The following is a 25,169-nucleotide window of genomic DNA, read 5'->3' on the forward strand; positions in this document are numbered from 1 at the left end:
CGTTGATGAACATTCTGATCCTCGGCAGCGGCGGGCGCGAACATGCGTTGGCCTGGGCGGTGATGCAAAACCCGAAATGCGACAAGCTGATCGTGGCGCCGGGCAATGCGGGCATCGCGAAGATCGCGGAATGCGCGTCTTTCGACATCAATGACGGCCCGGCTGTGGTGTCTTTTGTCGAAGAAAACGCCATTGATTTCGTCGTCATCGGCCCCGAAGCGCCGCTGGCCGCAGGTGTCGCGGACGATCTGCGCGCGGCGGGGGTTCTGACCTTCGGACCGTCTAAACTGGCTGCGCAGCTTGAGGCCTCGAAAGGCTTCACCAAAGAGATTTGTGACGCCTCGGGTGCGCCGACTGCAGATTACGCGCGCTTTGACGACGCGGAGAAGGCCAAGGCCTATATCCGCACGCAAGGCGCGCCCATCGTGGTGAAGGCCGACGGTCTGGCGGCCGGCAAAGGCGTGATCGTGGCGATGGACGAGGCGACCGCTTTGGACGCGATCGACGACATGTTCGGCGGGGCCTTTGGCGGCGCGGGTGCGGAGGTCGTGATCGAGGAATTCATGGAGGGCGAAGAGGCCTCCTGGTTCATTCTCTGCGACGGCGAAAACGTCCTGCCCATCGGCACGGCGCAGGATCACAAGCGCGTTGGTGATGGCGACACGGGACTGAACACCGGCGGCATGGGCGCCTATTCGCCCGCGCCGGTGATGACCGACGGCGTGATCCAAAAAGCCATGGACGAGATCGTCAAACCGACCGTCAAAGAGATGGCCAAACGCGGCATGCCCTATCAGGGCGTGCTCTATGCAGGCTTCATGATCAAAGACGGCCAGCCGCGCCTTGTCGAATACAACTGCCGCTTTGGCGACCCGGAATGTCAGGTGCTGATGATGCGTCTGGGCGCGCAGGCGCTCGATCTGATGCTGGCAACCGCCGAAGGGACGCTTGATCAGGCCAAGGTGAACTGGGCGGACGATCACGCGATGACCGTTGTGATGGCGGCGAAGGGCTATCCCGGCACCTATGAGAAAGGCTCTGCAATCAAGGGCTTGGACGCGCTCCCCGAGGACAGCATGAACATGGTGTTCCACGCGGGCACGGCCGAAAAAGACGGCCAGATTGTCGCGACCGGCGGACGGGTGCTGAACGTGACTGCGCGTGGCGACAGCCTGCAAGACGCGCGCGACCGTGCCTATGCCATGATAGATCAGATTGATTGGCCCGAAGGCTTCAACCGGTCCGATATCGGCTGGCGTGCGCTGAAATAATACGGCGAAATAAATCTGGTGACACGGGTTTCGGTTAAGCCCGTGTTAACCTTACCCGTGGCATAACCACGTTGCGAAATGCACCAACGGCTCGAATGGCCATCTGGTTTGCCCCCTCACGGTTCGAAACTTCGGTGCACAAGTCCGGTTGCGGCTGTCGCGACAGAATAGAGGCGCGCTCGAACGGCGCGCCTTTTCTTTTGCCGTATTTCTTATGAAATGACGCGTATTTGGGGGCCAGCCCCCGCACCCCCGGGATATTTCCAGACAAAAGAAGCGCTATTCACCAGCTATTAACCTTAACCCGTCATGCTGCATACACGGTACAGGCGGGGACGCCGATGACCGTGACGGAAGAAGCCCTCTGTCCTCGTGAGTTTGCTCAGGGGACAGAGGGAAACGCCAAGGCCTCTGATCGGATGAGGGCGCGTGCTTCTTTTGTCTTTAAATATCCCGGGGTGAATGGCCTGAAAGGCCAGAGGGGCAGCGCCCCTTTTAAGGACAGGTCAGGAACGGCGCGAAAGACGCAGGGCCGTCATAAGGGGCAACTGGCGTTGAAACCAATTCACCCGCTTGCCAGCGCGTCTCGACAATTTGTGTCCAATCTGCATCTGCTGTGAGGATCACAGGCGTCTCATCAGGACACCAGCGCACGCCGCCTTCAATATCCCCCGCGCCGAAATGATGGTTGGTCAGACCGGAAAGCCGCGCCGAGGGCACCAACATGCCTTCTCGCGACAGATCGACCGGCAGAAGCACCAGCTCTTTCTTGAGATGCGGACGGTCAACATAGGCGATCTCCTCCACCCCATCGCCATCGAAGTCGGCAATGCCCGCGATCGCGAGCCAGCGGTGGCGTTGGCCGATGGGGGCGCTGGCCTTGGCCGGGATCAGGCGGGCTTGATCGTCAAGGAACCAGACCTGTACCCAGGCGCCGGTGACAAAGCCGCTGACGACCGTCACCACCTCCGGCGCGCCGTCGCCATTGAAATCATGAAGCCGGGGCGCGGTATCTTCGAAAACGCTTTTCTTGAAAGAGGCCTCGCGCGTGGTGCCGTCGTCCAGCGTGACAACAAGACGGGCATATTCGCCGTTCGCAACGGCTCCGTGGCCATAGACCTCCGTCGGTTCCGCATAATGCGCGCCGTTGATCGTGGCGGCGGCAAGGGGACTGGCCACCAAGGAAAGCAAAGCGGCCAGTTTCAGCATCAGATCTGCTTTTCAGGCATATTGACCAGAAGACCTTCGAGCGCCTCAGTCACCTTGATCTGACAGGTCAGGCGCGACCGCACGGGATCCGGCTCAAAGGCAAAATCGAGCATGTCTTCTTCCATATCGTCACGCTCGGGGAGCTTCTCGACCCATTCGGGCGCCACATAGACGTGGCAGGTAGAACAGGCGCAGGCCCCGCCGCAATCGGCGTCAATACCCGGAATGCCATTGTCGCGCGCGCCTTCCATCACGGTGCGCCCCACGGGAACATCCACGACATGCTCTGTGCCGCCGAATTCGACATAGGTGATTTTGACCATTGGCTTATTCCTTTCCGCTGCTCTCGCCTAAAGCTGAAAGCCTGTTCTCGTCCGACATGACCCGATTTGGCTCATGCCCCTCCGGTCCGTTTTCGACACCTGCTTTAGCGCGACCGAGGGCGTGAGAAAAGGGCCATTACGTCGCGACCAGTAGTCCGGCCTGCGTCACGCGCGCATCCTCGTTCTGTGACCAGTTTTTGTGCAGACAGCCTCCTTGTCTGCGCGTCTCATTCGCCCCTTGGAAAACCCGCGCAACGGGGTAACATGCCTTCGCAACCCGCAAATCACAAGCGGGCAAAAGCAGACAGGCGATCAGATGACAGGACGAGTTTCACGAAGGCCGATTGCGCTCTTTTTGGCGAGTGCCGTGTTGGCGGCCTGCCAAATGGCCACGACGGATGAGGAAATCCTGCGCGCCTCAGAGACCCCTGGCGCCCCACCGGGCGCCGATCCCGATGCCTGTTACGCGCGTCATGTGACGCCTGCGATCATTGAAACCGTCACGGAACAGGTATTGGTGCAACCACCGCAGATCGATGTCTCGGGCGCCGTCACCTACCCGGCGGTCTATCGCACCGAAACCCGGCAAGAGATTGTGCGCGAACGCAAGGAATTGTGGTTCGAAACGCTTTGCCGCGAAGAGTGGACGCCAGACTTCATCGCCTCAGTGCAACGCGCCTTGGCCGCGCGCGACCTATACCACGGTCAGGCTCATGGCCGCATGGATCAAGGTACGCGTCGAGCGATCCGGGCCTATCAGCTTGAACAGGGAGTAGACAGCGATGTGCTGTCCTTGGCTGCGGCCCGTCAACTGGGCCTCAAGGAAGTGCCGCGCGAAGAATAGCGCCGCACCTGCTGCCCAGCCCCGAAACGAAAAAGGCGGCCTCGAGAGGCCGCCTTTCGCATGTCACACAAAGCGAAGTTACTCGCCCACGCCGAGCGCCACAAAGCGCGGTTCACCGGCGCGGCGCACCAGAAGCAGAACGGTTTTGCGCCCGGCCTCCTGCGCCTCTTCGATGCGAGCCTCGAGATCGGACAGGCTCGTGAGTTTTTGCTGACCGGCCTCGGTGATCACGTCACCGGCGCGCAGGCCTTTGGTGAAGGCCTCGGAGGCCTCGTCCACTTCGACCACGGCCAGACCGGTGGTCCCGGCGGACACGCCCAGTTCTTCGCGCAGGGTGTCGTCAAGCGGCTGAAGCGTCATGCCCATCATGGACACCGTCTCGGGCGCTTGCGGCGTCATGCCGTCGCCTTCACTCGGGAATGCGGTGTTCTCGGCCTCTTCGCGACGCCCCAGAGTGACCATCAGCGTCTTGGTCTTGCCATCACGGAACACGACGACGCGCACGGCCTTGCCGACCTCGGTTTCGCCGACGGTGCGCACGAGACCACGATCGTCTTCGACGTCTTTGCCGTCAAAGGACAAGATCACGTCACCGCTCTCGATGCCTGCCTCTTTCGAGGGGCCTTCCGGCACGTCAGTAACCAGAGCACCTTTGACCTCTTCGAGCCCCATGGCTTCGGCCACGTCATCGGTCACGCGTTGGATGCGCACACCCAACCAGCCGCGACGGGTTTCACCGAATTCCTTGAGCTGGTCGACCACTTTGGTCACCACGTTCGAGGCCATCGAGAAGCCGATACCGATGGAACCGCCATTGGGAGACAGGATTGCGGTGTTCACACCGATCACCTGACCGTCCATGTTGAAGAGCGGGCCACCGGAGTTGCCGCGGTTGATGGCGGCGTCGGTCTGGATGTAATCGTCATAGGCACCCGACAGTGCACGGCCGCGTTGCGACACGATGCCGGCAGAGACGGAAAAGCCTTGGCCCAGCGGGTTGCCCATGGCCATGACCCAATCGCCCACACGGGCGACATCGCTGTCGCCGAAAGGCACAAATTTCAGCGGCTGTTCGCTGTCGACTTTCAACACGGCGATGTCGGTTTTCGGGTCAGTGCCGACCAGCGTCGCGGGCAAAGTGAAGCCTTCGAAGAATTCGATCTCGATCTCGTCGGCGCCTTCGATCACGTGGTTGTTCGTGACGATGTAGCCGTCCTCAGAGATCACAAAGCCAGAGCCCAGCGCCTGCGAACGACGCGGAGCCTGACCGCCGGGGCCGTTGCGCTCCATGAAATCGCGGAAGAAATCTTCAAAGGGCGAGCCTTCCGGCACGATCGGCTGTTGATTGGTCGACGCCTCAACCACGGTGGTGGTGGTGATGTTGACCACGGCCGGGCTGACCTTGTCCGCGAGATCGGCAAAGCTTTCCGGCGCCCCGCGCGCCTCTGCCGCGATGGTTTGGAACATGATCGCGAGAGCGCCCATCAGCGCCATAACCATCATGCGCAAACCAGCGCGCGTGTCCTGAGGGGTGAAAGTGACGGCGCGAGCCTGTGTCACGGCCTGTGTCATAGGTCAAATATCCTCCGTATGATGCGCCTTGGGGAGCATTCCTCCCGATCTGCGGCGCGGCGACTGTCCTCAGGGGTACAAATAGGGGCTTATCGACACAACTCAATGTCGGTCGCGTTCAGTCAACAGCATGTGAGCGGGGTGTGACAAGGAGAAAGGCGGTGGCTTTGCGGGGAATTCGGGGGCGCAGAGGTCACCTCACGCGATCTTGTGCGGATCGCCTATCTGCGCAGGCCGCAAGCCCATTGTCTCGACGCCATTCAGGCCCGTCTCACTAAAATCGATGCCGATAAAAAAAGCCTGATCACGGCGCCTTCGAAAGAAAAAAGGGGCCCGAAACAGGCCCCTTTTCAATACTTTGCCGATTTGAGGCTTAGCGCCCCGCGTCAGACTTCAGATAATCAAAGAACTCGCTGTCCGGCGACAGAACCATCGTCGTGTTCGACCCTTTGAGGCCCTGACGATAGGCATCCAGCGACCGGTAGAATTCAAAGAACTCCGGGTCCGCACCATAGGCATCGGCATAAATCCGGTTCTTTTCCGCATCGGCTTCACCGCGGGTGATCTCAGCCTGACGACGCGCGTCGGATTCAAGCTCGACCACGGTCCGGTCGGCCTGCGCGCGCACACGCTGTGCCGCCTCTTGACCACGCGCACGTTCGTCGGCGGCTTCACGGGCCCGCTCAGCGCTCATCCGGGCGAAGGTCGCGTCAAGGTTCTGATCCGGCAGGAAGGTTTGTTTCAGACGCACGTCCACAACCTCGACACCAAGAGACAAAGCCTGTGCACGAGCAGAGTCGCGAATGCGTTCCATCAGTTGTGCCCGGTCATCGGAGAGGATGGTCGAAGACGTCACACTGTCCGAACCCAGCACCTCACGCACACGGGCGTTCAGGATGCCCTGCAGACGATCCTCGGCCAGCGCGATACCGCCGGTGGACACGGCCTGACGGAAACGCACCACATCGGAAATGCGGTAGCGCGCGAACGCATCGACCAGAAGGCGACGGTCATCCGAAGGCGTGACCTCGATCTCTGGTGTTTCCAGCGAGAGGATGCGGTCGTCGTAGTAAACGACTTCCTGAATGAAGGGCACTTTAAAGGCGAGACCCGGGTCTTCCTTCACGGATTTAATCTGACCGAATTGCAGCACCAGCGCCTTTTGGCGTTCGTCCACGATAAAGAGCGAGGACATCACCAGCACGATCACGACAAAGATCAGGCCGAAAAAAATGGGAAGTTTCTTCATCAGTTCGCTCCCTCATCGGTGGTACTGCGGCGCAGTTCATTGAGCGGCAGATAGGGTACAACGCCTTGCCCGTTACCGGTGGTGTCGTCGAGGATGATCTTATCCATGCCGCCATAGACCTCTTCGATCGCCTCAAGATAGAGACGTTTGCGCGTCACATCGGGGGCGTTCTGATATTCGGTCAAAACGGCGGAGAAGCGCGAGGCCTGACCTTCGGCGTCGTTCACGACCTGCGCACGGTAGGCTTCGGCCTCTTCGAGGATTTGCGCCGCCGTACCACGCGCGCCAGCCAGCACGGTGTTGGCATAGGCGTCGGCCTGACGGACCAGACGGTCGCGTTCCTGTTCGGCGGCCTGCACGTCGCGGAAATCATCGATGACTTCTTGCGGCGGGTCGGCCTTGTCGAGGTTGACGCGGATCACGTTGATGCCGCTGTCATAGCTGTCGAGCGTGTTCTGGATAAGCGTCATCGCGTTGTCGGCGATCAGGCCACGGTCCCGGTTGAGGATCGGTGCCAGCTCAGAAGCCGCGATGATCTCACGCATCGAGGATTCCGACACAGCCTGAACGGTGGCACGCGGGTCGGCCAGATTGAACAGATATTGCGCCGGATCGTTGATGTTCCAGACCACCTGGAAATCGATGTCGACGATGTTTTCGTCCGTGGTCAGCATCAGACCCGAGCTGCCCTGACCGGCGGTGCCGATGTTCTCTGTACGCTCGCCGGTGACGATGACTTTTTCATAGCTCACGAGCGGCCAGGGGGCGAAGTTCAGACCCGGCTGACCGATTTTGTAGAAATCACCGAGGAACAGTTCAACGGACTGCTCTTCGGGTTTCACGGTGTAGAAAGAGGAAAAGGCCCAAAGACCGATGGCGCCCAGCACAGCGAGGCCGATCATGCCCTTGGACACGCCCGGACCTTCGCCGCCGGGACCGCCGGAGCGGCCATTGCCGCCGCCTTTGCCGCCCATCAGCACCTTCAGGTACTCGTTGCCCTTGTTGAGCATTTCGTCGATTTCGGGGATTTGCGGCTGGTCGCCCGGACGGCGATTGCCGCCGTTGCCACGGTTGTCTCCCCCACGGTTATCTCCTCCGGTCGGGCGATTGCCACCGCCGCCGCCCCAAGGTCCGCCATTGTTGCTGGCCATTAAGGTCAAGTCCTCTCTCGTATGGGTCTGGCCCGGCAGAAAAATCCTGTCGGGCCAAGGCTCCTGTGTAACCTGTTCGTTCTAGGGCCGGGTTTCAAGGGGGCGAAGGTGTCGCAGCCCGTTTAAATCCCCGCAATCCTTCACTTATGAACGCGGATCGGCTCTTTCATGAGGACGATCTCTTCGGCCATGGTCGGGTGCACCGCCACGGTGGCGTCGAAATCTTCCTTCGTGGCGCCCATTTTCACCGCCACACCCGCAAGCTGGATCATTTCGCCCGCATGCGGCGCGATGATGTGACAGCCCAAAACCTTGCGCGTGTCAGAGCAGACGATGAGTTTGAACATCACGCGTTCATTTTTCTCGATAAAGCTGTTCTGCATCGGGCGGAAGGCGGCGGAATAGACCTCGACAGGGCCCTCTTCGCGGGCTTGCTCTTCGGTCAGACCCACGGCGCCATATTCCGGCTGGGTGAAGATCGCGGAAGGCACATTGGCGTGGTCGGGCTTCATCGGATTGCCTTTGAACACGGTCTCGTGGAAAGCCACCGCCTCGCGGATCGCCACCGGCGTCAGTTGGATACGGTCGGTCACATCGCCCACGGCGAAGATCGAGGGGATATTGGTCTGGGAATACTCATCCACCTTGACCTCACCATAGCGCCCCATCTCGACACCCGCGTCTTCGAGGCCCAGCCCCGCCGTCGCCGGCTTGCGGCCCGTGGCGTAGAGCACCACATCAAAGGTGCCTTCGCGGCCATCCGTGGCCTTGACCCAGATGCCATCGTCACGTTTTTCCAAACGCTCCACATCGGTGCCGACATGCAGGTTGATGCCCTGCCCGTCAATCAGTTCCGCGATATGACCGCGTGCCTCGTCATCAAAGCCGCGCAGGATTTGCGCTCCGCGGTAATATTGCGTCACGTCCGAACCGAGACCGTTGAAGATGCAGGCGAATTCGCAAGCGATATATCCGCCGCCGACAATCAGGATGCGTTTCGGCAGTTCGGGAATGTCGAAAATCTCGTTTGAGGTGATCGCCAGTTCGATCCCCGGCACATTGTCCGGCACAAAGGGCGTGCCGCCCACAGCGATCAGGATGTGTTTCGCGGTCTTCTCCGTCCCATCGGCCAGCACGACCGTGTGCGGGTCTTTGACGGTGGCGCGCTGGTGCAAAATTTCGACCCCCGCGTTGCCGGCATTCTTGGTATAGATGCCTTCAAGACGCGACAGTTCAGCCTTCAGGTTGTCTTGGAAATGCGCCCAGTCGAACTGGCCGATGCGGATGTCCCAGCCGTATTTCTTACCATCTTCCGCATGACCGGAATATTGCGAGGCGAAGACCATGAGTTTCTTCGGCACACAGCCGCGAATGACACAGGTGCCGCCCATGCGAAATTCTTCCGCCATCGCCACCTTTTGCCCGCCAGCCGCCGTCAAGCGCGCCGCGCGCACGCCGCCAGAGCCACCGCCGATCACAAAGAGATCATAGTCGAAATCCATCAGTCCCGCCTTTTGAACAATTCTAAAGTTGTGACAGATGTAGGCGGTTTGCCCGCAAAGGAAAACCCCGCGAAAGCCGCATGGGGTCCTTGCGGTTATGGTCAGGCGATGAGACGCAGTGCCCTCCACGACACGCGCAACTTGCACAATATACCGCCAAGGTGAACAGATCACTTCGGCGACTTGTTATAAATACTTACAAATTATAGAAACTGACAGATTTTGTCTTCACCCATGCCACCAAACGCATATGAAGATCATATCGCTCACTCTCGCTTCCGACCGGCGGCGTTTTATTCCGAAAAGTCGACGCGACGCTCAGGGTCACTTCACCGTTTTGTCCATGTTCCGCGGAAATCTCTGTCGATGGCTGTCCGAATTGATCCGGGAAGCGACATATTGTGGAGCGCTCCTCAACAGAGCAACGGCCTCCCATTTCGGGCATCTGCTCTAGAAGCTGAGCCTTGGTTTCCCTGTAGACCTCTGCTTCATGTAACGCGTCGTCTTTCAAGACCACTTCGAAACGACTAAAGGTCTCGCCTTGGCATCCGCTCAAACAACCGAGCGCGGCAAGAAATAGTATAGACCGCAATATCATCTCCTTTAAAATGTCACCCGCTTGCGCAGGTCGCAGAGTAAATTTTAGCTTCAAAAATCCTGCCTAGAAACATCTCAAAAGCCGGTTCCCAAAGGGCAAGTTTTTGGGTCTCAGTCGAGATCAGCGAAAATATTTTCGCTCTCTTCGAATTCGACCCGATCCTCGCTCTCCTCACCGGAGATAATGTCGCGTATCGTCACCCGCCCGTCACCATGGCCAATGATCACCTTGTCGCAAATATCGATGAAGAGCCCGTTTTCCACCACGCCGGGGATCTGATTGAGCACGAGCGCGAGTTGCCGCGCGTTGCCGATCCGTTGCAAATGAAGATCGATGATATGGTTGCCTTCGTCGGTCACATAAGCCGCTTCACCATTCATTCGAAGCGTCGACTGATGACCCAAAACCTCCATCGCCACCAATGTTTCCTCCACAAGCGCCTTCGTCGTCTGCCAGCCAAAGGGGATCACCTCGACGGGCAGAGGAAAGGCGCCCAGCGTATCGACCTGTTTGGACACGTCCGAGATGACGATCATCTGATCCGAGGCGGTCGCAACGATTTTCTCCTGCAACAACGCACCGCCTCCGCCCTTGATCAGGTTCAACTCGCCGTCGAATTCGTCCGCGCCGTCAATCGTCAGATCAAGCCATTTCGCCTCATCCAGAGAGATCACCCTAATTCCCTGCTGACGCGCCAGCTCCGCCGTGCGCGACGAGGTCGGGACCCCCACGATATTGAGCCCCTCTTCGCGCACCAGCTCGCCCAGACAACGCACCATCCACTCGGCGGTCGAGCCGGTGCCCAGCCCAATCTTCATCCCGTCCTCGACATAATCCATCGCCTTTTTCGCGGCGACGAACTTGGCGGTGTCGATAGGAGACAGCGTGTCGGACATGGGAAAACTCCGATTTGAACTCAGGCGGCAAGGTTGTGGCGCATTCCTGCCGGTTATAGGCCCGCGCGGCTTGTTTTGATAGATAAATTCAAGCCCCGCGTGACCATTCTCCCGCCCTCTCACTGGACAGCCGCGACAACTGGCGTAGATGATTTCGAAAGACACATGTGCCAGGCTCTCCCCATGACGGACCGGATCGTGAAATTCATTCATCTGACGCTTGGCGCGCTCTGCGTGGTGCTGGGCTTTATCGGCGTGTTCCTACCGGTGATGCCGACCACGATTTTTCTCATCCTTGCCGCCTTCTTTTTCACCAAAGGTTCGCCGCGCCTGCGCCAGTGGTTGTTGGATCACGGTCATTTCGGCCCCGGCATCCGCGCGTGGGAAGAGACCGGCGCTATTCCAAGGCGGATCAAGGCGCTTTCGATCACGATGATGCTGTCGAGCTTTATCCCGACGTTGATCCTGCGCATCGCCCCGCTCTTTCTGGGGCTTCAAGCCACTCTCATCGCCATCGGTGCGCTCTACATTTTGACGCGACCGGACGCGTGAGGTGAGCGTTCGCGCTCACTTCACGGCCAGAGACGCACAGCCACAACGCTTGCATCCGGCCCAAAGCGCGCGGCAAATGGGCGCATGACACAGACCAGCCCCAAACAAGACCGCCCGCTTCTGGGCATGGCAATGATGCTGATTTACTGCGCCGTCGCGCCGGTGATCGACGTCTTTGCCAAGCTCGCCGCCGCCGAACATGCGGTCGGCCAGATCACTGCCGCGCGGTTTCTGGTGCAGGGCGCTCTGTTGTTGCCCATCGCCTTGACGATGCGTTTGCCGATGCTGCACTCGGCCCGAGATGCGGCGCTGATTTTTCTGCGCGGTCTGTTCACGCTGGCGGCGACCTTTGCCTTTGTATGGGCCGTGTCGATCATGCCCTTGGCCGATGCGCTGGCGATCACTTTTGTCGAGCCCTTCATCATCCTGTTTCTCGGCTGGATGTTGTTTGGCGAAGAGGTCGGCCCGCGCCGTATCCTTGCCGCTTTGGTCGGCTTTGTCGGAGTGTTGATCGTCGTGCGCCCCGGCCTATTGAATTTCGGCTCCGCAGCACTTTTGCCGCTCGCCGCCGGGTTCTTTTTCTCTTGCTACATGTTGGTGACGCGGGCCTTGCGCCACTATCATCCCGTTGCGCTACAAAGCACCACCGCGCTTGCCGCCCTTATCGTCGCGCTGCCTTTGCTGGTGATCTTCGATGGTTCTGGCGGCCCCCTTGACCCTGTGATGCCACAGGGCATTTTTTGGCTCTGGCTCATTGGCGTCGGCATTGCCGCCACGCTGTCGCATCAGGGGCTAACGCTCGCACTCACCCTCGCGCCCTCGGCCACCGTCGCGCCTTTGGCCTATCTGGAGCTGGCGTTCTCGACGCTCGCGGGGTTGTTGATCTTTGGCGATTTTCCGTCGCCCATGGTTTGGCTCGGCATCGCGGTGATCGTCGCCGCAGGGCTTTACCTGATCCATCGCGAGCGGGTGAACCTGAAGAAGCCTGCCGTGCCGGGCGACCCGACCGCCTTCTAAAGCGAGGATTCGTCCGGCCAGTCCGGCGCCGCGATCAGCCGCGCCACCAGCTCCGCGTCACAATTTTCACGCGGCAGAATCACCATCATCCCCGGCTGGTCAAATTCCAGACGGACTTCTGTCTCAACCGCCTCGTTCGAGGTGCCGATTCGACCGTCCGGCGCGAAATCCAAACCCTTGATCGGCCAGCGCAGTCCCTTAGAGCGCCCAGTCACCGCCGCCATCGGAAAGAGCGACACGCGTTGCCCTCGCTCGACTCTGAGCACAAGCTCCGGCGGCGCCATGAAACACACATCTTCCGCCCCCAAAATCACGCAGCGTTTGTTCGGAAACCGTGTCAGTGTTGCGTAAACCGCCAATTCATGATCAATCCGTGCGCCGGTAAAGCCCACACAAAAGATCATCGGCGCCACCACCCGCGTCAGGCATTTTTCGAAATCCGTGCTGTCTTGTTCGGGCACATGAATCAGGCGTTCTTCAGGGATCTTTGCGCGCGTCTCAGCCGTCAGACTGTCGAAATCACCGATGACTCGCTCAGGGCGATGGCCAAGCGCCAAAGCCCGCCCCGCCGCACCATCCGCCGCGACAAGACAGGGCGCGTGCACAATCGTGTCATGCAGCAACCTGTCACAAATTGTGCCCCCTCCGAGCAAAGTGACGTTTTTCTCAGTGATTAGAACGGGTTCGATGGTTTTCATAAGAAACGGTTAACCCCTTTGCCACATTTTGGACAGGAAAAGATCACGACCATTTCCTTGTTCTGTTCCGATTTCGGAACCAATTCATGGTAAACAAGGAGCTGCTGAGCAAGTCAGAAAGCGAGTTGAGGCATGGTAAGTGACAGTAAAATTCTGACCGTATCCTATGGGACTTTCTCCTGTACGCTGGAGGGATTCGACGATCCCTTCAACACGATGCGGTCCATCGCGGAATATTTCCGCGATCTTGCAGCCGACGACCGGTACTTCGGCGCGGAGCCTCCGACGCCGGACCCGCAGATGCTGAGTTCTATCGCGGAAAAAGAAATCCAGCGCCGGGTCGAGGCCCGCGTGCAAGAGGGAGGTCTGGTCCTGCGTCAGATGGGCGAAGGTCAAGGCGCGGTAAGTGCCGAAACTGCGCCGCACGCTGCCCCCGTCCGATCCGCCCCTGTCGAGAACGCGCCGACCCCGGCTCCGGCCCCTGAAGCTGCCTCCGTCGTGGCCCCTCAGGAAGCGCCCAAGGAAGATGTGAAACCGGTTGCTGCTCAGCCCGCCCCCCGCACCGCGCCCACGTCTCCTGCCGCTCCCTCTGCCACGCCTTCTCTGGCTGCGGGCAGTTCCATCGCCGACAAACTCGAGCGCATCCGCGCCGCCGTCGCTCAGCGCAACCAAGCCGATTTCGCCGAAGATCAAAGCGATTCCATGAATTTCGGCGCCCCGCTGGCCAAAGAGCCCGTGCAGGACGTCGCGGAAGAGGCCGAAGAGATCATCGAAGAGGCGTCCCCCGTCGAAACCTCCCTCGAGGCGATTGAAGACGCGGTTGCCGAAGATGTCGCTGAGGAAGTTGTCGCAGAGGCTGACATCGAAGAGCCTCAGATCGAGGAAAGCGTCGAAGAGATTGCTCTCGAAGAGGCGCAGGACGCCGAGCCTGAAGTCGACATGATCACGCCGGAGGCCCCTGCCCCCGAGGCCGAAGCCGAAGCCGAAGCCGAAGCCGAAGCCGAAGCCGAAGCCGAAGCCGAAGCCGAAGCCGAAGCCGAAGCCGAAGCCGAAGCCGAAGCCGAAGCCGAAGCCGAAGCCGAAGCCGAAGCCGAAGAAGTGTCCAGCACGGCAGCCCCGTTTCAAGAGGCTGCAGCTATCCTGGCCGAAATGAATGCCGAGATCGCCGCTGAGGATCTGGACGAACCGGAAGAGGTCGAAACTGTCGCACTCGAAGAAATCGAAGAGGACGCCGTTGAGGCCGAAGCTGATGAAGACGAGACCCTCGGCAACGTTCTGTCCTCGCTGACGGACGAGACCCCGGAAGAGGCCTTCGAAGAGATCGAAGAGCAAGAGACCCCGTTTCAGGATGCCGATACAGATCTGCACGAAATGGACCCGAATCTGGCCGCCGACATCGCCGAGGCGACCCGCCCGGCGGATGAGGCGTCCGACGAGGTCGAAGACGAGGGTGCAAATGACCCATTGCGCCGCGTGCGCGCCCGTGTCGTGAAAATGCGCCGCGCTGATTTCGAGGCAGAGGCTGAGGCCGACGCAGAGGACGCGGATATCGACAGCGTGGAAACGGCTGCAGAAGCAGACGCCGACGACGCTCTCGCCGCCGAACTGAGCCGCGAGTTGGGTTCCTCCACGCTCGACGCTGAGGACGAAGACGATCTGATGCGTGAGCTCGCCGAAGTCTCCGCCATTGGCGCAGAGACGGACGAAACCGAGACCGCTGACGACGCAGAACCGGAAACGACCCTCTTCGAAGACAACACGACCTCGGAGGACACCACGGAAGAGGATGGAGCGGACGCCACCAATGTGTTCGACGCCTCCGACGCCTCCATGTCGCGCCTGATGGACGAGACGGATCGCGAAATGGCAAAGGGCGAAAACACCCGCCGCCGTAACGCAATCCAGCACCTCAAGGCCGCCGTGGGCGCCATCCGCGCCGAGAAAGCGGACAAAAACAAAAAGGTCGAGGAAGACGAAGCCCAAGATTACAAAGAAGATCTGGCCCGCGTCGTGCGCCCGACCCGTCCGGAAGGCATCCAACAGACCCGTCGGAACCTGCCGCCCCTGATGCTGGTCTCCGAACAGCGAATCGACTCGCCGACCGAGGTCCCCGGTGGTGCAAACATCACCCCCGTGCGCCCGCGCCGGGTGTCGCGCAGCGCCTTGGCCGTGCAGGAGACGGAGAACTTCGACGAAGCCGATGCCATCTCATCGAATGCCCCCGAGAGCGGCACGAGCTTTGCCGATTTCGCCGAATCTCAGGGCGCCGAAAGCCTGCCGGAACTGTTGGAGGCGGCCACCGCCTATTGCAAATTCGTGCAGGGCCGCGAAACCGTGACACGCCCGCAGATCATGCATCTGGCACAAGAGGCGATGCCCGAGGAGCTGCCGGTCGAAGAGCGCCTGCGTTCCTTCGGTCAGCTCCTGCGCCAAGGCAAGATCCGCAAGCTGAGCCGCGGCCAATTCTCGGTCGCCGAAAGCACCCGGTTCAAACCGAACTGAGCCTCGCGCCGATCACAACAAAAAAGGCCGTCCCTTGGGGCGGCCTTTTGCTTTCGCGGTTTTGCTCTTCAGCTGTCTTGGTCTTGCTTGGACGGCGCGTCCGGATCGGCCTGACCGATGCCTTTGAACACCGCCTTGAGCGGAAAGGCCCAAAGCACGCCAAGCCCGACATAGATGCCAAACTCGACCCAGATCGAGGGGCGCTCAAACAGGTTCACGAGCGTGACCGCCAGCACGATATAGGCCGGCAGCCCCAGCACCAGAACCAAAAGCGCCAGACGGCGCCGGGCTTTGTAGCTCAGCGCCATCGGATCAATCCACGAAGGGATCGGTCACGAGGATCGTGTCTTCGCGCTCGGGGCTGGTGGACAGCAAAGCCACCGGACACTCGATCAGCTCTTCGACGCGGCGGACGTATTTCACCGCGTTCGCCGGCAGATCGTTCCAAGAGCGCGCGCCTTCAGTCGACTCGGACCAGCCCGGCATTTCCTCGTAGATCGGCTTGCAGCGCGCCTGTTCTTCCGCGGCAGTCGGCAGATAATCGAGCGTCTTGCCGTCCAGCTCATAGCCCACGCAGATCTTCAGCGTCTCGAAGCCGTCGAGAACGTCGAGCTTCGTAAACGAAATCCCGGTCACGCCCGAGGTCGCGCAGGTCTGACGCACCAGAGCGGCGTCAAACCAGCCACAGCGGCGCTGACGTCCGGTGACGGTGCCGAACTCATGCCCACGCTCGCCCAGACGCTGACCATCCGCATCTTTCAGCTCGGTCGGGAACGGACCCTCGCCCACGCGGGTGGTGTAGGCTTTGACGATGCCCAGAACATAGTTGATCGCATTCGGGCCAAGACCCACGCCCGTCGCCGCCTGACCGGCGATGACGTTAGACGAGGTCACAAAGGGATAGGTGCCGAAATCGATGTCCAACAGCGCGCCTTGGGCGCCTTCGAAGAGGATGCGTTTGCCCTCTTTGCGCTTTTCGTTCAGCACTTTCCAAACGGGCGCTGCGTAGGGCAGGATTTCTTTGGCGATCTCTTTGAGATCATTGATCAAACGCTCGCGATCCACCGGCTCGATGCCGAGACCCTTGCGCAGCGGATCATGGTGCTGAAGCGCACGGTCGACGCGGGCGATCAACGTCTCTTCGTCGGCCAGATCGGCCACACGCACGGAGCGGCGGCCCACTTTATCCTCGTAAGCCGGGCCAATGCCGCGGCCGGTGGTGCCAATCTTGGTGCCTTTCGACGCAGCCTCTTCGCGGGCGCGGTCCAATTCGCCGTGGATCGGCAGGATCAGCGGCGTGTTCTCCGCGATCATCAGCGTCTCCGGCGTGATCTCGACGCCCTGCTCGCGGATCGAGGCGATCTCTTTCACGAGGTGCCAAGGATCGAGCACGACACCGTTGCCGATGACCGACAGCTTACCGCCGCGCACCACACCAGACGGCAGCGCGTTCAGCTTGTAAACCTTGCCGTCGATGACGAGCGTGTGGCCCGCGTTATGACCGCCCTGAAAGCGCGCGATCACATCTGCGCGCTCGGAGAGCCAGTCCACGATCTTGCCTTTTCCCTCGTCACCCCATTGGGCGCCGACAACGACGACGTTAGCCATAGTGAGTCCTTATGATCGGATGAAAACCCGTCGCTGTATAGCGACCCACACCGGCTGATGAAACCATTAAATCGAGCGCGCAATCACGACCGGCCACCGTAGAGAAAATTGCCGCCGCTTTCCGGGCGGACAGCGGCAGCGTTCTTAACCAGGCTTTGATCCATCACTCACTTCGACCTTACACAACTTAAACTGCCTTACGGTGACACGTTATATACGGCGCTTTTGGAGATCGAGGCGGGCGATGGTCGCGCAAAAGCCACGCCCTTGGCTTTTGGCCCTCCATTCGGGGTTGCGCGATCGCATGAGACCCCTTAAGTAGCCCCATCGAACGTCCCCAAAGGCCTGATCCATGGAAAATGTCATTCTCGTCATCCACCTGATCCTCGCGCTATGCCTCATTGGCATTGTGCTTTTGCAGCGATCCGAAGGTGGCGGCCTTGGCATGGGCGGTGGCGGCGACGTCATGACGGGCCGCGCGGCAGCGACTGCTCTGGGCAAGCTGACCTGGATTTTCGCCATCGGCTTTATCGCAACGTCGATCACCTTGACAGTTCTGGCGCGCCAAGAGGCCGCAAGCTCCTCCGTGATGGATGGGGTTGTGCTTGATGATGCGGCACCGGCCTCCACGGATGCGCCCGCGTTGCCGTCCGGGTCCGATCTGTTGCCGCCGTCGTCTTCGGACGCACCGCTGGCTCCGCCGCGCGCCGACTAAGCGCGGGACTTTCGGGCAGGTGATCATCGCGCGCCCGGACTGATCTTTCTCAAAGATTAACAAGACCTTGAGAGTTGAGGGGAAATTCCCCTCAACATGTTGCGGTTTGGTTGCGCGGGGTGGCCGAATCTGTTACTTCTTAAATCCCGTGAACAACGTTGTTTTGAGCAGGGGCCAGCCGGTCGAAAGATCGGCGCAAATGGTCATTGGAGCAACGTTTAGAACAAGAATTCGGACTATCACGGGAGCATCTCCAGCCCATGGCACGCTACGTATTCATCACCGGCGGTGTGGTTTCTTCTCTTGGCAAAGGTCTCGCCTCTGCCGCCTTGGGCGCATTGCTGCAGGCCCGTGGCTATTCGGTGCGGTTGCGCAAGCTGGACCCCTACCTGAACGTCGACCCCGGCACGATGAGCCCGTTTGAGCATGGCGAGGTTTTCGTCACCGACGATGGTGCGGAGACCGATCTTGACCTCGGTCACTACGAGCGTTTCACCGGCGTCTCGGCCCGGTCGACCGATTCCGTGTCCTCCGGTCGCATCTACACCAATGTGTTGGAGAAAGAGCGTCGCGGCGATTACCTCGGCAAGACGATTCAGGTGATTCCGCATGTCACCAACGAGATCAAAGACTTCCTCGCCGTTGGCGATGATGAGGTCGATTTCATGCTCTGCGAGATCGGCGGGACCGTGGGCGACATCGAAGGTCTGCCCTTTTTCGAAGCCATCCGCCAGTTCGCCCAAGACCGCCCGCGCGGCCAGTGTATCTTCATGCACCTGACGCTGCTGCCCTACATCGCAGCTTCCGGCGAGCTGAAAACCAAACCGACACAGCACTCCGTAAAAGAGTTGCGCACCATCGGCCTCCAGCCGAACGTGCTTGTGTGCCGGTCCGAGCATCCGATCCCTGAGAAAGAGCGCGAAAAGATCGCTCTGTTCTGTAACGTCCGCAAAGAGGACGTGATCGCGGCCCCCGATCTGAAATCCATTTACGAAGCCCCGCTGGCCTATCACCGCGAAGGTCTTGATCAGGCCGTGCTCGACGCCTTCAACATCGCGCCGGCGCCGAAGCCCGACCTGTCGGTCTGGCATGACGTGGCCGACCGGATTTTCAACCCCGAGGGCGAGGTCAAAGTCGCCATCGTCGGCAAATATGTCCAGCTCGAAGACGCCTATAAATCCATCGCAGAAGCACTCACCCACGGTGGCATGGCCAACCGGGTGAAGGTCAATGTGGAATGGGTCGATGCGGAAACCTTCGACAGCGAAGACGCAGCGCCGCATCTTGAGGGCTTCGACGCCATCCTCGTGCCCGGCGGCTTTGGCGAGCGCGGCACCGAAGGCAAGATCAAAGCGGCGCAATTCGCCCGCGAGCGCAAAGTGCCCTATCTCGGCATCTGCCTCGGCATGCAAATGGCCGTGATCGAAGCGGCGCGGAACCTCGCGGGGATCACCACCGCTGGCTCCGAGGAATTCGACCATGAAGCCGGGAAAAAGCGTTTCGAGCCGGTGGTGTACCACCTCAAAGAATGGGTGCAGGGCAATCACACCGTCCAGCGCAAGGCCGATGACGACAAAGGCGGCACCATGCGTCTTGGTGCCTATACCGCGAGCCTCAAAGAGGGCTCGAAAGTCGCCGAGATTTACGGTTCGACCAAGATCGAGGAACGTCACCGTCACCGCTATGAGGTGGACACGAAATACCGTGAACAGCTTGAAAAATGCGGGCTGATCTTCTCCGGCATGTCGCCGGACGGGCGCCTGCCTGAGATTGTCGAAGCCACGGATCATCCCTGGTACATCGGCGTGCAATATCACCCGGAGCTGAAGTCCAAACCCTTCGCACCGGCGCCGCTGTTCCGCGACTTTATCCGCGCGGCGAAAGAGAATTCGCGGCTGGTGTGAGGCTGGCGATAGAGATTTGAAAAAGGCGCCCTTCGGGGCGCCTTTTTGCATTCAATGCAGGCTCAGAAGCACCTCAATATCGCGCAAGGACAGACGCTGCATCAGCTGACGCTCTTCACCGTTCAGCGCCTTGCCCTCATCAATGGCCTCTTTGACCAGAATCGCGATCTCCGCTGTCGACTGGTAGTAAAGCTCAGGATGCGCCTCGCTCAGCGCCGTGACCAAGCGGGTCAGTGTTCGTTTCTGTTTCTCAGAGTCGAGGTCGGATTTTTTATCCTGAAGCATGGCGTGCCCCTTTCGCTTTGACGTGACGACTTGATCCCAGTTTAACCAGTTATGATTGCGATAAAATTGATTTCACGCATCCGTCCCGACAATCTTTCAGCCAGAGCGAAATCCATAACTGCGACAGCTCACTCCGCGGCGCTGCCCGAAGGGAAGCTGCCAAGCGCCTGCGCCAGATCGACGCCCTGTTCGCCCGACTGCATCAGCCCAGCATAAGTGCCCTGCCGGTCCGCAGCGCTTTTGTGCTGGTTCACCTTCCATTTGCCCTCAAGCCTGGACACCCGGAACCGCACCCCCACAATGCCACGTTTCAGCGCCGCCACATAGGGCACGGGAGCGTCGGACACGGCCCATGGCTCCGCGCGTCCCACTTCGTGCCGGTTGGTCAGCGCCTCGAGATGCGCGCCAAGCCCCTCCGGGTCGTTGAACGCCTCGAACGCGCCATGGGCATGCACCACGATATAGGCCCAGGTTGGCACGACTTTGCCATCCACCTGTTTCGAGGGGTAAAATGACGGCGAGACATAGGCTTGCGGCCCCTGAAAAATCAAAACCGATCGCGCGCCCGTCAGTTTCCAATGCGCATTGGCACGCGCCAGATGGGTTTCGATCACAGTCGAGCCGGCCTCCTCGCGCACCACAACAGGCACATGAGAAATTTCGATGCCTTCGTCATGCGGCGTGACAAGAGAGGCAAAGCCGATCTCCGTCATCACATGGCGCAGCGTGGCGGGGTCGTCGATGGCGGAATTGTTCGGTCGATACATGGCGCGGCCTCCTGTTGCTCCGGCCCTATCACGCCTGCCCCTTCATAGCAGCAAGAAAGACTCAAAAAAGCGGATCACCCGCGCAGGTCTTTCGGGCTTTCCATTACGATATAAGACGTGATCGAGGCCACATTCGGAACGGTGCCCAAAACCTCGGTATGGAAGCGTTTGTAAGCGTTCAAATCCGCAGCCTCGACACGCAGCAGATACTCAAACGCGCCCGCAATGTTGTGGCATTCCTTAACCTCGAAGGCGGTCTCCATCGCCGCCTCAAAGCCTTTCTGCGACGCCTTATTGTGCTCCGAGAGACCGACGGTGATATAGGCCAGAAACCCTTGGCCGACCTGATCGCGATCAATGACGGCCCGATAGCCCCGGATCACGCCTGAGCGCTCAAGTTCACTCACGCGCCGCGAGGTGGCCGATGGCGACAGCCCGATGCGCTCGGCCAGATCGAGATTGCTCAATCGCCCGTCTCGCCCCAACTCACGCAATATCTTTTCGTCAATGAGATCCATAACCGTGCTTCATTGCAAAATACCCTCACTTGCACACAACATTTGCACACCCATTGCGTCGGAGAAAGCGTAATCTCGCCGCCATGGACATGACACTTTTCTTCGCCCTTCTGGCTTTCGCTTTCGTCACCTCGGTCACGCCGGGGCCGAACAACCTGATGCTTCTGGCCTCGGGCGCCAATTTTGGCCTGAACCGGACGCTGCCGCATATGGTCGGGATCACGCTCGGGTTTACCTCGATGGTCTTTATCGTGGGCTTAGGCTTGGCGGAGGCCTTTGAGACCTTTCCGCTGTTGCGTCAGGTCATGCTGGTCGTCGCCGTGCTCTACATGCTCTGGCTCGCGTGGAAAATCGCGCATGCCACCGCGCCGAAAGAAGGCGAGACGAGTGGCAAGCCTCTCACGACTTTGCAAGCTGCAGCCTTTCAATGGGTCAATCCGAAGGCCTGGATCATGGCCATCGGTGCGCAGACCAACTACGCGCAGGACACGACCTGGCTGGCAGCGGGGATCGTCGCCATCGGGTTTATGCTTATGAACGTGCCTGCGATCACCATCTGGGCCTGGCTCGGTCAAGAAATGCGCCGAATTCTGACCAATCCGCGCCGTTTGGTGGCGTTTAACTGGACAATGGCCGCTCTTTTGGTCGCCTCCTTACTGCCGATCCTTTTCCATTAAGAAACCGTCATATATGAGTGGTTAAAGCAGCCATGATTTTGCGCTGCGCGATGCGGTTTTACAGAGGGAGACGGAGCGATCATGAGCTTTGACAAGGAAGCCCAGGACTGGTTGGAAGCGGAACTCGCGGACACGTTGGACGAGGAATGGGAAATCGAGCTTGAGGACTCCATCCTATCGCGTGAAATCAAGAAGATATATCAAAAAGAGCATCCTGACATGCTCGAGCGCTCGGTCTATTTCCGCGAACTGCTGCGGCTTCAGGCCGAGTTGATCAAGCTGCACGATTGGGTGGAAGAAACCGGTCAAAAGGTTGTTGTTCTGTTCGAAGGCCGCGACTCGGCGGGCAAGGGCGGCGTGATCAAACGCATCACCCAGCGCCTCAATCCGCGTGTCGTGCGCGTCGTCGCACTGCCTGCGCCCTCTGATCGTGAAAAGTCGCAATGGTATTTCCAGCGCTACGTGCCGCACCTGCCGGCGGCGGGAGAAATGGTGCTATTTGACCGCTCTTGGTACAACCGCTCGGGCGTCGAGCGCGTCATGGGGTTTGCCGATGAGGATCAGGTCGAACAGTTCTTTCAGGACGTTCCCGAATTCGAACGCATGTTGGTGCGCTCCGGGATCAAGGTGATCAAATACTGGTTCTCGATCACCGACGAAGAACAGCAGATGCGCTTTCTCATGCGCATTCACGACCCGATGAAACAGTGGAAACTGTCGCCGATGGACCTGCAATCGCGCATCCGGTGGGAAGATTACACCAAGGCGAAGGAAGACACCTTCTTCCGCACCAACATCCCCGAGGCGCCATGGTATATTGTCGAAGGCAACGACAAGAAACGCGCGCGTCTGAATTGCATCGACCACCTGCTGTCGCTCTTCGATTACGAAGAGATCCCGCATGAGGACGTCCACCTGCCTGAGCGGATTTACAAGAAAGACTACGAGCGCGCCGTGTTGCCGCCGGAGCTCTACGTGCCGCGGAAATACTGAGCCGTATGATCGAACGCCCGCAACCTCGCGGGCGTTTGTCTTTGCGCGCGGCAAAGTGATCGAAGCGGCCCCTTTCCCAACGCCGTCCCCCGCCCTATATCCTCTCGCATGTTTGGCGATTTTCTCAAAACCCTGCTGCAACCGGCGCCTGCGCCTTTGAAAGACAGTGACGCGCGCCGTGCGATGGCCGCGCTTTTGGTGCGTGTTGCGCGCTCCGATGGCGTTTATGCCCCAGAAGAGGCGCAGCGGATCGAAAAGCTGTTGATGAGCCGCTATCAACTTGGCCCATTCGAGGCCTCCGCACTCCGTGCCGAGGCGGAACAGCTTGAAGCGGAAGCGCCCGACACGGTGCGTTTCACCCGCGCGCTGAAAGACGCCGTGCCCTATGAGGAGCGCATCCATGTGATCGAGGGGCTCTGGTCCGTCGTTCTGGCCGACGGGGTCCGTGATCAGGATGAGGACGCCTTGCTGCGGTTGGTCGCCAATCTGTTGGGCGTCAAAGACCAAGACAGCGCGCTGGCGCGGCAAAGGGTCGAGGCCAGTCAATAAGACTGGTATTTGCACCACCCTCTGACGGGAATCGCTTGGCAAAGGCACCGCTCGGAGGCGGCCGCTGACTGACAACCAGAACGCGACACCGCGTCAAAAATTGCACCAAACCGCGCCTAAGCCCTAAGCGAGAGCCCCCAATTTGATCAAAAACGGGGCAAGACGCTGCGGCAAACTGCCGTTCATAGTTGCATCTGCTGAAAGATTAGCCCTAACTCTTGGCGATGCTGACCAAAGATTCAAATTCCGAAACGCCCGTCATCGAAATCCGTGATTTGCACAAATCCTACGGAGACCTCGAGGTTTTAAAAGGCGTCTCCATGACCGCTCCGCGCGGCCATGTGACCTCGCTCATCGGCTCGTCGGGCTCGGGCAAATCCACGCTCCTGCGCTGCGCCAACCTGTTGGAGGACAGCCAAAAGGGCGAAATCCTGTTCAATGGCGAACCGATTGCCTGGAAGGGCACGGGCCTCGAACGCCGCCCTGCGGATCGCAAACAGGTCACCCGCATCCGCACCAACCTCTCGATGGTGTTCCAGCAGTTCAACCTCTGGTCCCACATGACCATCCTGCAAAACGTGATGGAAGCACCGATCACGGTGATGGGACGTGACCGCAAAGAGGTCGAGGAAAAGGCCCGGATGTATCTCGACAAGGTCGGCATCGGCGACAAATGCGACGTTTATCCGGCGCAAATGTCGGGCGGTCAGCAACAGCGGGCGGCGATTGCGCGCGCGCTCTGCATGGAGCCGCAGGCATTGTTGTTCGACGAACCCACCTCCGCGCTCGACCCGGAGCTTGAACAAGAGGTGATCAAGGTGATCAAGGCGCTGGCCGAAGAGGGCCGCACGATGATCATCGTGACCCATGACATGCGCATGGCCGCGGATATTTCCGACCATGTCGTGTTCCTCCACAAGGGGCTGATCGAGGAGGAGGGCAAACCGTCCGACCTCTTTGGCGCCCCCAAATCCGAACGGCTCAAACAGTTCCTCAGCGCGACTGTTCCGGCCTAATCATAAGCGCTATTTACGGGAGACATTCATGAAGAACATCCTTCTTTCCGCCGCCGCCCTCGCCCTTTTGGCAGGTGCTGCCTCCGCCGACACCATCCGTCTGGGCACCGAGGGCGCCTACCCTCCGTACAACTACATTGACGACAACGGAGAAGTGGCTGGTTTCGAGCGCGTGCTGGGCGACGAGCTTTGCGCACGCGCCGAGCTGGAATGTGAATGGGTGACCAACGACTGGGATTCGATCATCCCGAACCTTCTGTCCGGCAACTACGATGCCATCATCGCAGGCATGTCGATCACCGACGCCCGCAAGGAAAAGATCGACTTTTCCCAAAACTATACCCCGCCGTCCTATTCCTCCTATGCCGCCATGTCTGACGGTGTGGACCTCGAAGGCGGCGTGATCGCGGCACAGGCATCGACGATCCAGTCGCAGCACGTTGTCGACACTGGCGCCACCCTTCTGGAATTCCCGTCCTTCGAGGACAGCCTCGCCGCGATGCTCGCAGGCGAAGCGGATGCGGTCTTTGCAGACAAAGACACGCTCGTACCCGTGGTCGAGGAAGGCACCGCCATGTGGGTGGGTGAAGACGTCGCCCTGTCCATCGGCATCGGCATGGGCTTCCGCAAATCCGACCCGGAACTGCGCGCCAAATTCGACACGGCCATCGCCTCCATGAAGGAAGACGGCACGCTCAACGAGATGATCCTTGAATATCTGGGCGAAGACAGCCCGGTCTTCGAATAATCCCA

At 59.8% G+C, this 25,169-nt stretch carries 25 protein-coding genes; 12 read left to right on the plus strand and 13 right to left on the minus strand.

What is annotated here, in order from left to right:
* The first annotated feature begins 5 nt into the window (after positions 1–5).
* Positions 6–1,271, plus strand: a complete 1,266-nt coding sequence (gene purD / locus J5Y17_RS10810; protein ID WP_219785265.1) for a phosphoribosylamine--glycine ligase — start codon at positions 6–8, stop codon at positions 1,269–1,271.
* A 495-nt stretch (positions 1,272–1,766) separates the two neighbouring features.
* On the opposite strand, the gene J5Y17_RS10815 is transcribed toward purD, so the two are convergent.
* Entirely contained in the window at positions 1,767–2,480 is a 714-nt protein-coding gene (locus tag J5Y17_RS10815) for a VCBS repeat-containing protein (protein ID WP_219785266.1), read from the minus strand.
* Positions 2,480–2,803 carry a 2Fe-2S iron-sulfur cluster-binding protein gene (locus J5Y17_RS10820; RefSeq protein ID WP_167602005.1) on the minus strand — a complete coding sequence of 108 codons (324 nt, stop codon included), beginning with the start codon at positions 2,801–2,803 and terminating at the stop codon, positions 2,480–2,482. The genes J5Y17_RS10815 and J5Y17_RS10820 overlap by 1 nt, the downstream gene beginning before the upstream one ends.
* 385 nt (positions 2,804–3,188) lie before the next feature.
* Between J5Y17_RS10820 and J5Y17_RS10825 the strand changes: the two genes are divergently transcribed.
* Positions 3,189–3,647 (plus strand): peptidoglycan-binding protein, encoded by a 459-nt coding sequence (locus tag J5Y17_RS10825; protein ID WP_255572033.1) that lies wholly within the window; start codon positions 3,189–3,191, stop codon positions 3,645–3,647.
* Positions 3,648–3,725: 78 nt separating this feature from the next.
* Here the strand turns inward: J5Y17_RS10825 and J5Y17_RS10830 are convergent, their stop codons facing one another.
* From J5Y17_RS10830 to rpiA, 5 genes are all read right to left on the minus strand, one after another.
* A complete protein-coding gene (locus J5Y17_RS10830; protein WP_219785268.1) occupies positions 3,726–5,219 on the minus strand; it encodes a Do family serine endopeptidase in 1,494 nt (497 codons plus the stop codon).
* Positions 5,220–5,592: 373 nt separating this feature from the next.
* On the minus strand, positions 5,593–6,468 hold the full coding sequence (hflC, locus tag J5Y17_RS10835) for a protease modulator HflC (protein ID WP_219785269.1): 876 nt from the start codon (positions 6,466–6,468) through the stop codon (positions 5,593–5,595).
* Entirely contained in the window at positions 6,468–7,619 is a 1,152-nt protein-coding gene (gene hflK / locus J5Y17_RS10840) for an FtsH protease activity modulator HflK (RefSeq protein ID WP_219785270.1), read from the minus strand. Before hflK ends, hflC begins: the two co-directional genes overlap by 1 nt.
* A 140-nt stretch (positions 7,620–7,759) precedes the next feature.
* Positions 7,760–9,121, minus strand: coding sequence for a glutathione-disulfide reductase (gene gor / locus J5Y17_RS10845; RefSeq protein WP_219785271.1), 1,362 nt, complete (start codon positions 9,119–9,121; stop codon positions 7,760–7,762).
* Positions 9,122–9,829: 708 nt separating this feature from the next.
* Entirely contained in the window at positions 9,830–10,615 is a 786-nt protein-coding gene (gene rpiA, locus J5Y17_RS10850) for a ribose-5-phosphate isomerase RpiA (RefSeq protein ID WP_219785272.1), read from the minus strand.
* A gap of 183 nt (positions 10,616–10,798) precedes the next feature.
* Between rpiA and J5Y17_RS10855 the strand changes: the two genes are divergently transcribed.
* Together J5Y17_RS10855 and J5Y17_RS10860 are read left to right on the plus strand one after the other, a co-directional pair.
* Positions 10,799–11,167 (plus strand): YbaN family protein, encoded by a 369-nt coding sequence (locus J5Y17_RS10855; protein WP_219785273.1) that lies wholly within the window; start codon positions 10,799–10,801, stop codon positions 11,165–11,167.
* Positions 11,168–11,251: 84 nt separating this feature from the next.
* Positions 11,252–12,184, plus strand: a complete 933-nt coding sequence (locus tag J5Y17_RS10860) for a DMT family transporter (RefSeq protein WP_219785274.1) — start codon at positions 11,252–11,254, stop codon at positions 12,182–12,184.
* Here J5Y17_RS10860 and J5Y17_RS10865 read toward each other — a convergent pair.
* A complete protein-coding gene (locus J5Y17_RS10865) occupies positions 12,181–12,882 on the minus strand; it encodes a thiamine diphosphokinase (protein ID WP_219785275.1) in 702 nt (233 codons plus the stop codon). The genes J5Y17_RS10860 and J5Y17_RS10865 overlap by 4 nt on opposite strands.
* A gap of 132 nt (positions 12,883–13,014) precedes the next feature.
* Here J5Y17_RS10865 and J5Y17_RS10870 point away from each other — a divergent pair, with 132 nt between their 5' ends.
* On the plus strand, positions 13,015–15,384 hold the full coding sequence (locus J5Y17_RS10870; RefSeq protein ID WP_219785276.1) for a hypothetical protein: 2,370 nt from the start codon (positions 13,015–13,017) through the stop codon (positions 15,382–15,384).
* 68 nt (positions 15,385–15,452) lie between these two features.
* Here the strand turns inward: J5Y17_RS10870 and J5Y17_RS10875 are convergent, their stop codons facing one another.
* Positions 15,453–15,692, minus strand: coding sequence for a DUF2842 domain-containing protein (locus tag J5Y17_RS10875; protein WP_219785277.1), 240 nt, complete (start codon positions 15,690–15,692; stop codon positions 15,453–15,455).
* 4 nt (positions 15,693–15,696) lie between these two features.
* Positions 15,697–16,992 (minus strand): adenylosuccinate synthase, encoded by a 1,296-nt coding sequence (locus J5Y17_RS10880; RefSeq protein WP_219785278.1) that lies wholly within the window; start codon positions 16,990–16,992, stop codon positions 15,697–15,699.
* Positions 16,993–17,344: 352 nt separating this feature from the next.
* On the opposite strand from J5Y17_RS10880, the gene secG reads away from it, so the two are divergent.
* Positions 17,345–17,707: a preprotein translocase subunit SecG gene (secG, locus tag J5Y17_RS10885; RefSeq protein ID WP_219785279.1), complete on the plus strand. Its 363-nt coding sequence runs from the start codon at positions 17,345–17,347 to the stop codon at positions 17,705–17,707.
* A 260-nt stretch (positions 17,708–17,967) separates the two neighbouring features.
* Entirely contained in the window at positions 17,968–19,611 is a 1,644-nt protein-coding gene (locus tag J5Y17_RS10890) for a CTP synthase (protein ID WP_219785280.1), read from the plus strand.
* A 51-nt stretch (positions 19,612–19,662) separates the two neighbouring features.
* On the opposite strand, the gene J5Y17_RS10895 is transcribed toward J5Y17_RS10890, so the two are convergent.
* The 3 genes from J5Y17_RS10895 to J5Y17_RS10905 all read right to left on the minus strand — a co-directional run bounded on the left by J5Y17_RS10895 (position 19,663) and on the right by J5Y17_RS10905 (position 21,181).
* On the minus strand, positions 19,663–19,896 hold the full coding sequence (locus J5Y17_RS10895) for a hypothetical protein (RefSeq protein WP_219785281.1): 234 nt from the start codon (positions 19,894–19,896) through the stop codon (positions 19,663–19,665).
* Between the two features lie 128 nt (positions 19,897–20,024).
* Positions 20,025–20,663 carry an FMN-binding negative transcriptional regulator gene (locus tag J5Y17_RS10900; protein WP_219785282.1) on the minus strand — a complete coding sequence of 213 codons (639 nt, stop codon included), beginning with the start codon at positions 20,661–20,663 and terminating at the stop codon, positions 20,025–20,027.
* Between the two features lie 74 nt (positions 20,664–20,737).
* Complete coding sequence (locus tag J5Y17_RS10905; RefSeq protein ID WP_219785283.1) at positions 20,738–21,181, minus strand: Lrp/AsnC family transcriptional regulator; 444 nt, start codon at positions 21,179–21,181, stop codon at positions 20,738–20,740.
* 83 nt (positions 21,182–21,264) lie between these two features.
* On the opposite strand from J5Y17_RS10905, the gene J5Y17_RS10910 reads away from it, so the two are divergent.
* The 5 genes from J5Y17_RS10910 (at position 21,265) to J5Y17_RS10930 (ending at position 25,164) form a co-directional block, all read left to right on the plus strand.
* Complete coding sequence (locus J5Y17_RS10910; RefSeq protein ID WP_219785284.1) at positions 21,265–21,858, plus strand: LysE family translocator; 594 nt, start codon at positions 21,265–21,267, stop codon at positions 21,856–21,858.
* 81 nt (positions 21,859–21,939) lie between these two features.
* Positions 21,940–22,851, plus strand: coding sequence for a polyphosphate kinase 2 (gene ppk2 / locus J5Y17_RS10915; protein WP_219785285.1), 912 nt, complete (start codon positions 21,940–21,942; stop codon positions 22,849–22,851).
* A 108-nt stretch (positions 22,852–22,959) separates the two neighbouring features.
* Positions 22,960–23,400, plus strand: a complete 441-nt coding sequence (locus tag J5Y17_RS10920) for a TerB family tellurite resistance protein (RefSeq protein WP_219785286.1) — start codon at positions 22,960–22,962, stop codon at positions 23,398–23,400.
* Between the two features lie 224 nt (positions 23,401–23,624).
* Positions 23,625–24,416, plus strand: a complete 792-nt coding sequence (locus J5Y17_RS10925; protein ID WP_219785287.1) for an ABC transporter ATP-binding protein — start codon at positions 23,625–23,627, stop codon at positions 24,414–24,416.
* Between the two features lie 28 nt (positions 24,417–24,444).
* Positions 24,445–25,164, plus strand: coding sequence for a transporter substrate-binding domain-containing protein (locus tag J5Y17_RS10930; protein WP_219785288.1), 720 nt, complete (start codon positions 24,445–24,447; stop codon positions 25,162–25,164).
* Positions 25,165–25,169: the final 5 nt, after the last annotated feature.

It is taken from the genome of Celeribacter sp. PS-C1 (genome assembly GCF_019429625.1).
GTDB lineage: Bacteria > Pseudomonadota > Alphaproteobacteria > Rhodobacterales > Rhodobacteraceae > Celeribacter.

What these genes read in the sequence shown, in the direction of transcription:
- rpiA (WP_219785272.1), bottom strand. Translation starts at nt 10,615, where the DNA reads ATGTCCGACACGCTGTCTCCTATCGACACCGCCAAGTTCGTCGCCGCG.
- J5Y17_RS10910 (WP_219785284.1), top strand. Translation starts at nt 21,265, where the DNA reads ATGGACATGACACTTTTCTTCGCCCTTCTGGCTTTCGCTTTCGTCACC.
- J5Y17_RS10920 (WP_219785286.1), top strand. Translation starts at nt 22,960, where the DNA reads ATGTTTGGCGATTTTCTCAAAACCCTGCTGCAACCGGCGCCTGCGCCT.
- J5Y17_RS10880 (WP_219785278.1), bottom strand. Translation starts at nt 16,992, where the DNA reads ATGGCTAACGTCGTCGTTGTCGGCGCCCAATGGGGTGACGAGGGAAAA.
- J5Y17_RS10925 (WP_219785287.1), top strand. Translation starts at nt 23,625, where the DNA reads ATGCTGACCAAAGATTCAAATTCCGAAACGCCCGTCATCGAAATCCGT.
- J5Y17_RS10855 (WP_219785273.1), top strand. Translation starts at nt 10,799, where the DNA reads ATGACGGACCGGATCGTGAAATTCATTCATCTGACGCTTGGCGCGCTC.
- J5Y17_RS10930 (WP_219785288.1), top strand. Translation starts at nt 24,445, where the DNA reads ATGAAGAACATCCTTCTTTCCGCCGCCGCCCTCGCCCTTTTGGCAGGT.
- purD (WP_219785265.1), top strand. Translation starts at nt 6, where the DNA reads ATGAACATTCTGATCCTCGGCAGCGGCGGGCGCGAACATGCGTTGGCC.
- hflC (WP_219785269.1), bottom strand. Translation starts at nt 6,468, where the DNA reads ATGAAGAAACTTCCCATTTTTTTCGGCCTGATCTTTGTCGTGATCGTG.
- J5Y17_RS10870 (WP_219785276.1), top strand. Translation starts at nt 13,015, where the DNA reads ATGGTAAGTGACAGTAAAATTCTGACCGTATCCTATGGGACTTTCTCC.
- J5Y17_RS10895 (WP_219785281.1), bottom strand. Translation starts at nt 19,896, where the DNA reads ATGCTTCAGGATAAAAAATCCGACCTCGACTCTGAGAAACAGAAACGA.
- J5Y17_RS10875 (WP_219785277.1), bottom strand. Translation starts at nt 15,692, where the DNA reads ATGGCGCTGAGCTACAAAGCCCGGCGCCGTCTGGCGCTTTTGGTTCTG.
- J5Y17_RS10830 (WP_219785268.1), bottom strand. Translation starts at nt 5,219, where the DNA reads ATGACACAGGCCGTGACACAGGCTCGCGCCGTCACTTTCACCCCTCAG.
- J5Y17_RS10815 (WP_219785266.1), bottom strand. Translation starts at nt 2,480, where the DNA reads ATGCTGAAACTGGCCGCTTTGCTTTCCTTGGTGGCCAGTCCCCTTGCC.
- J5Y17_RS10860 (WP_219785274.1), top strand. Translation starts at nt 11,252, where the DNA reads ATGACACAGACCAGCCCCAAACAAGACCGCCCGCTTCTGGGCATGGCA.
- ppk2 (WP_219785285.1), top strand. Translation starts at nt 21,940, where the DNA reads ATGAGCTTTGACAAGGAAGCCCAGGACTGGTTGGAAGCGGAACTCGCG.
- J5Y17_RS10900 (WP_219785282.1), bottom strand. Translation starts at nt 20,663, where the DNA reads ATGTATCGACCGAACAATTCCGCCATCGACGACCCCGCCACGCTGCGC.
- J5Y17_RS10905 (WP_219785283.1), bottom strand. Translation starts at nt 21,181, where the DNA reads ATGGATCTCATTGACGAAAAGATATTGCGTGAGTTGGGGCGAGACGGG.
- J5Y17_RS10825 (WP_255572033.1), top strand. Translation starts at nt 3,189, where the DNA reads ATGGCCACGACGGATGAGGAAATCCTGCGCGCCTCAGAGACCCCTGGC.
- gor (WP_219785271.1), bottom strand. Translation starts at nt 9,121, where the DNA reads ATGGATTTCGACTATGATCTCTTTGTGATCGGCGGTGGCTCTGGCGGC.
- J5Y17_RS10890 (WP_219785280.1), top strand. Translation starts at nt 17,968, where the DNA reads ATGGCACGCTACGTATTCATCACCGGCGGTGTGGTTTCTTCTCTTGGC.
- secG (WP_219785279.1), top strand. Translation starts at nt 17,345, where the DNA reads ATGGAAAATGTCATTCTCGTCATCCACCTGATCCTCGCGCTATGCCTC.
- J5Y17_RS10865 (WP_219785275.1), bottom strand. Translation starts at nt 12,882, where the DNA reads ATGAAAACCATCGAACCCGTTCTAATCACTGAGAAAAACGTCACTTTG.
- J5Y17_RS10820 (WP_167602005.1), bottom strand. Translation starts at nt 2,803, where the DNA reads ATGGTCAAAATCACCTATGTCGAATTCGGCGGCACAGAGCATGTCGTG.
- hflK (WP_219785270.1), bottom strand. Translation starts at nt 7,619, where the DNA reads ATGGCCAGCAACAATGGCGGACCTTGGGGCGGCGGCGGTGGCAATCGC.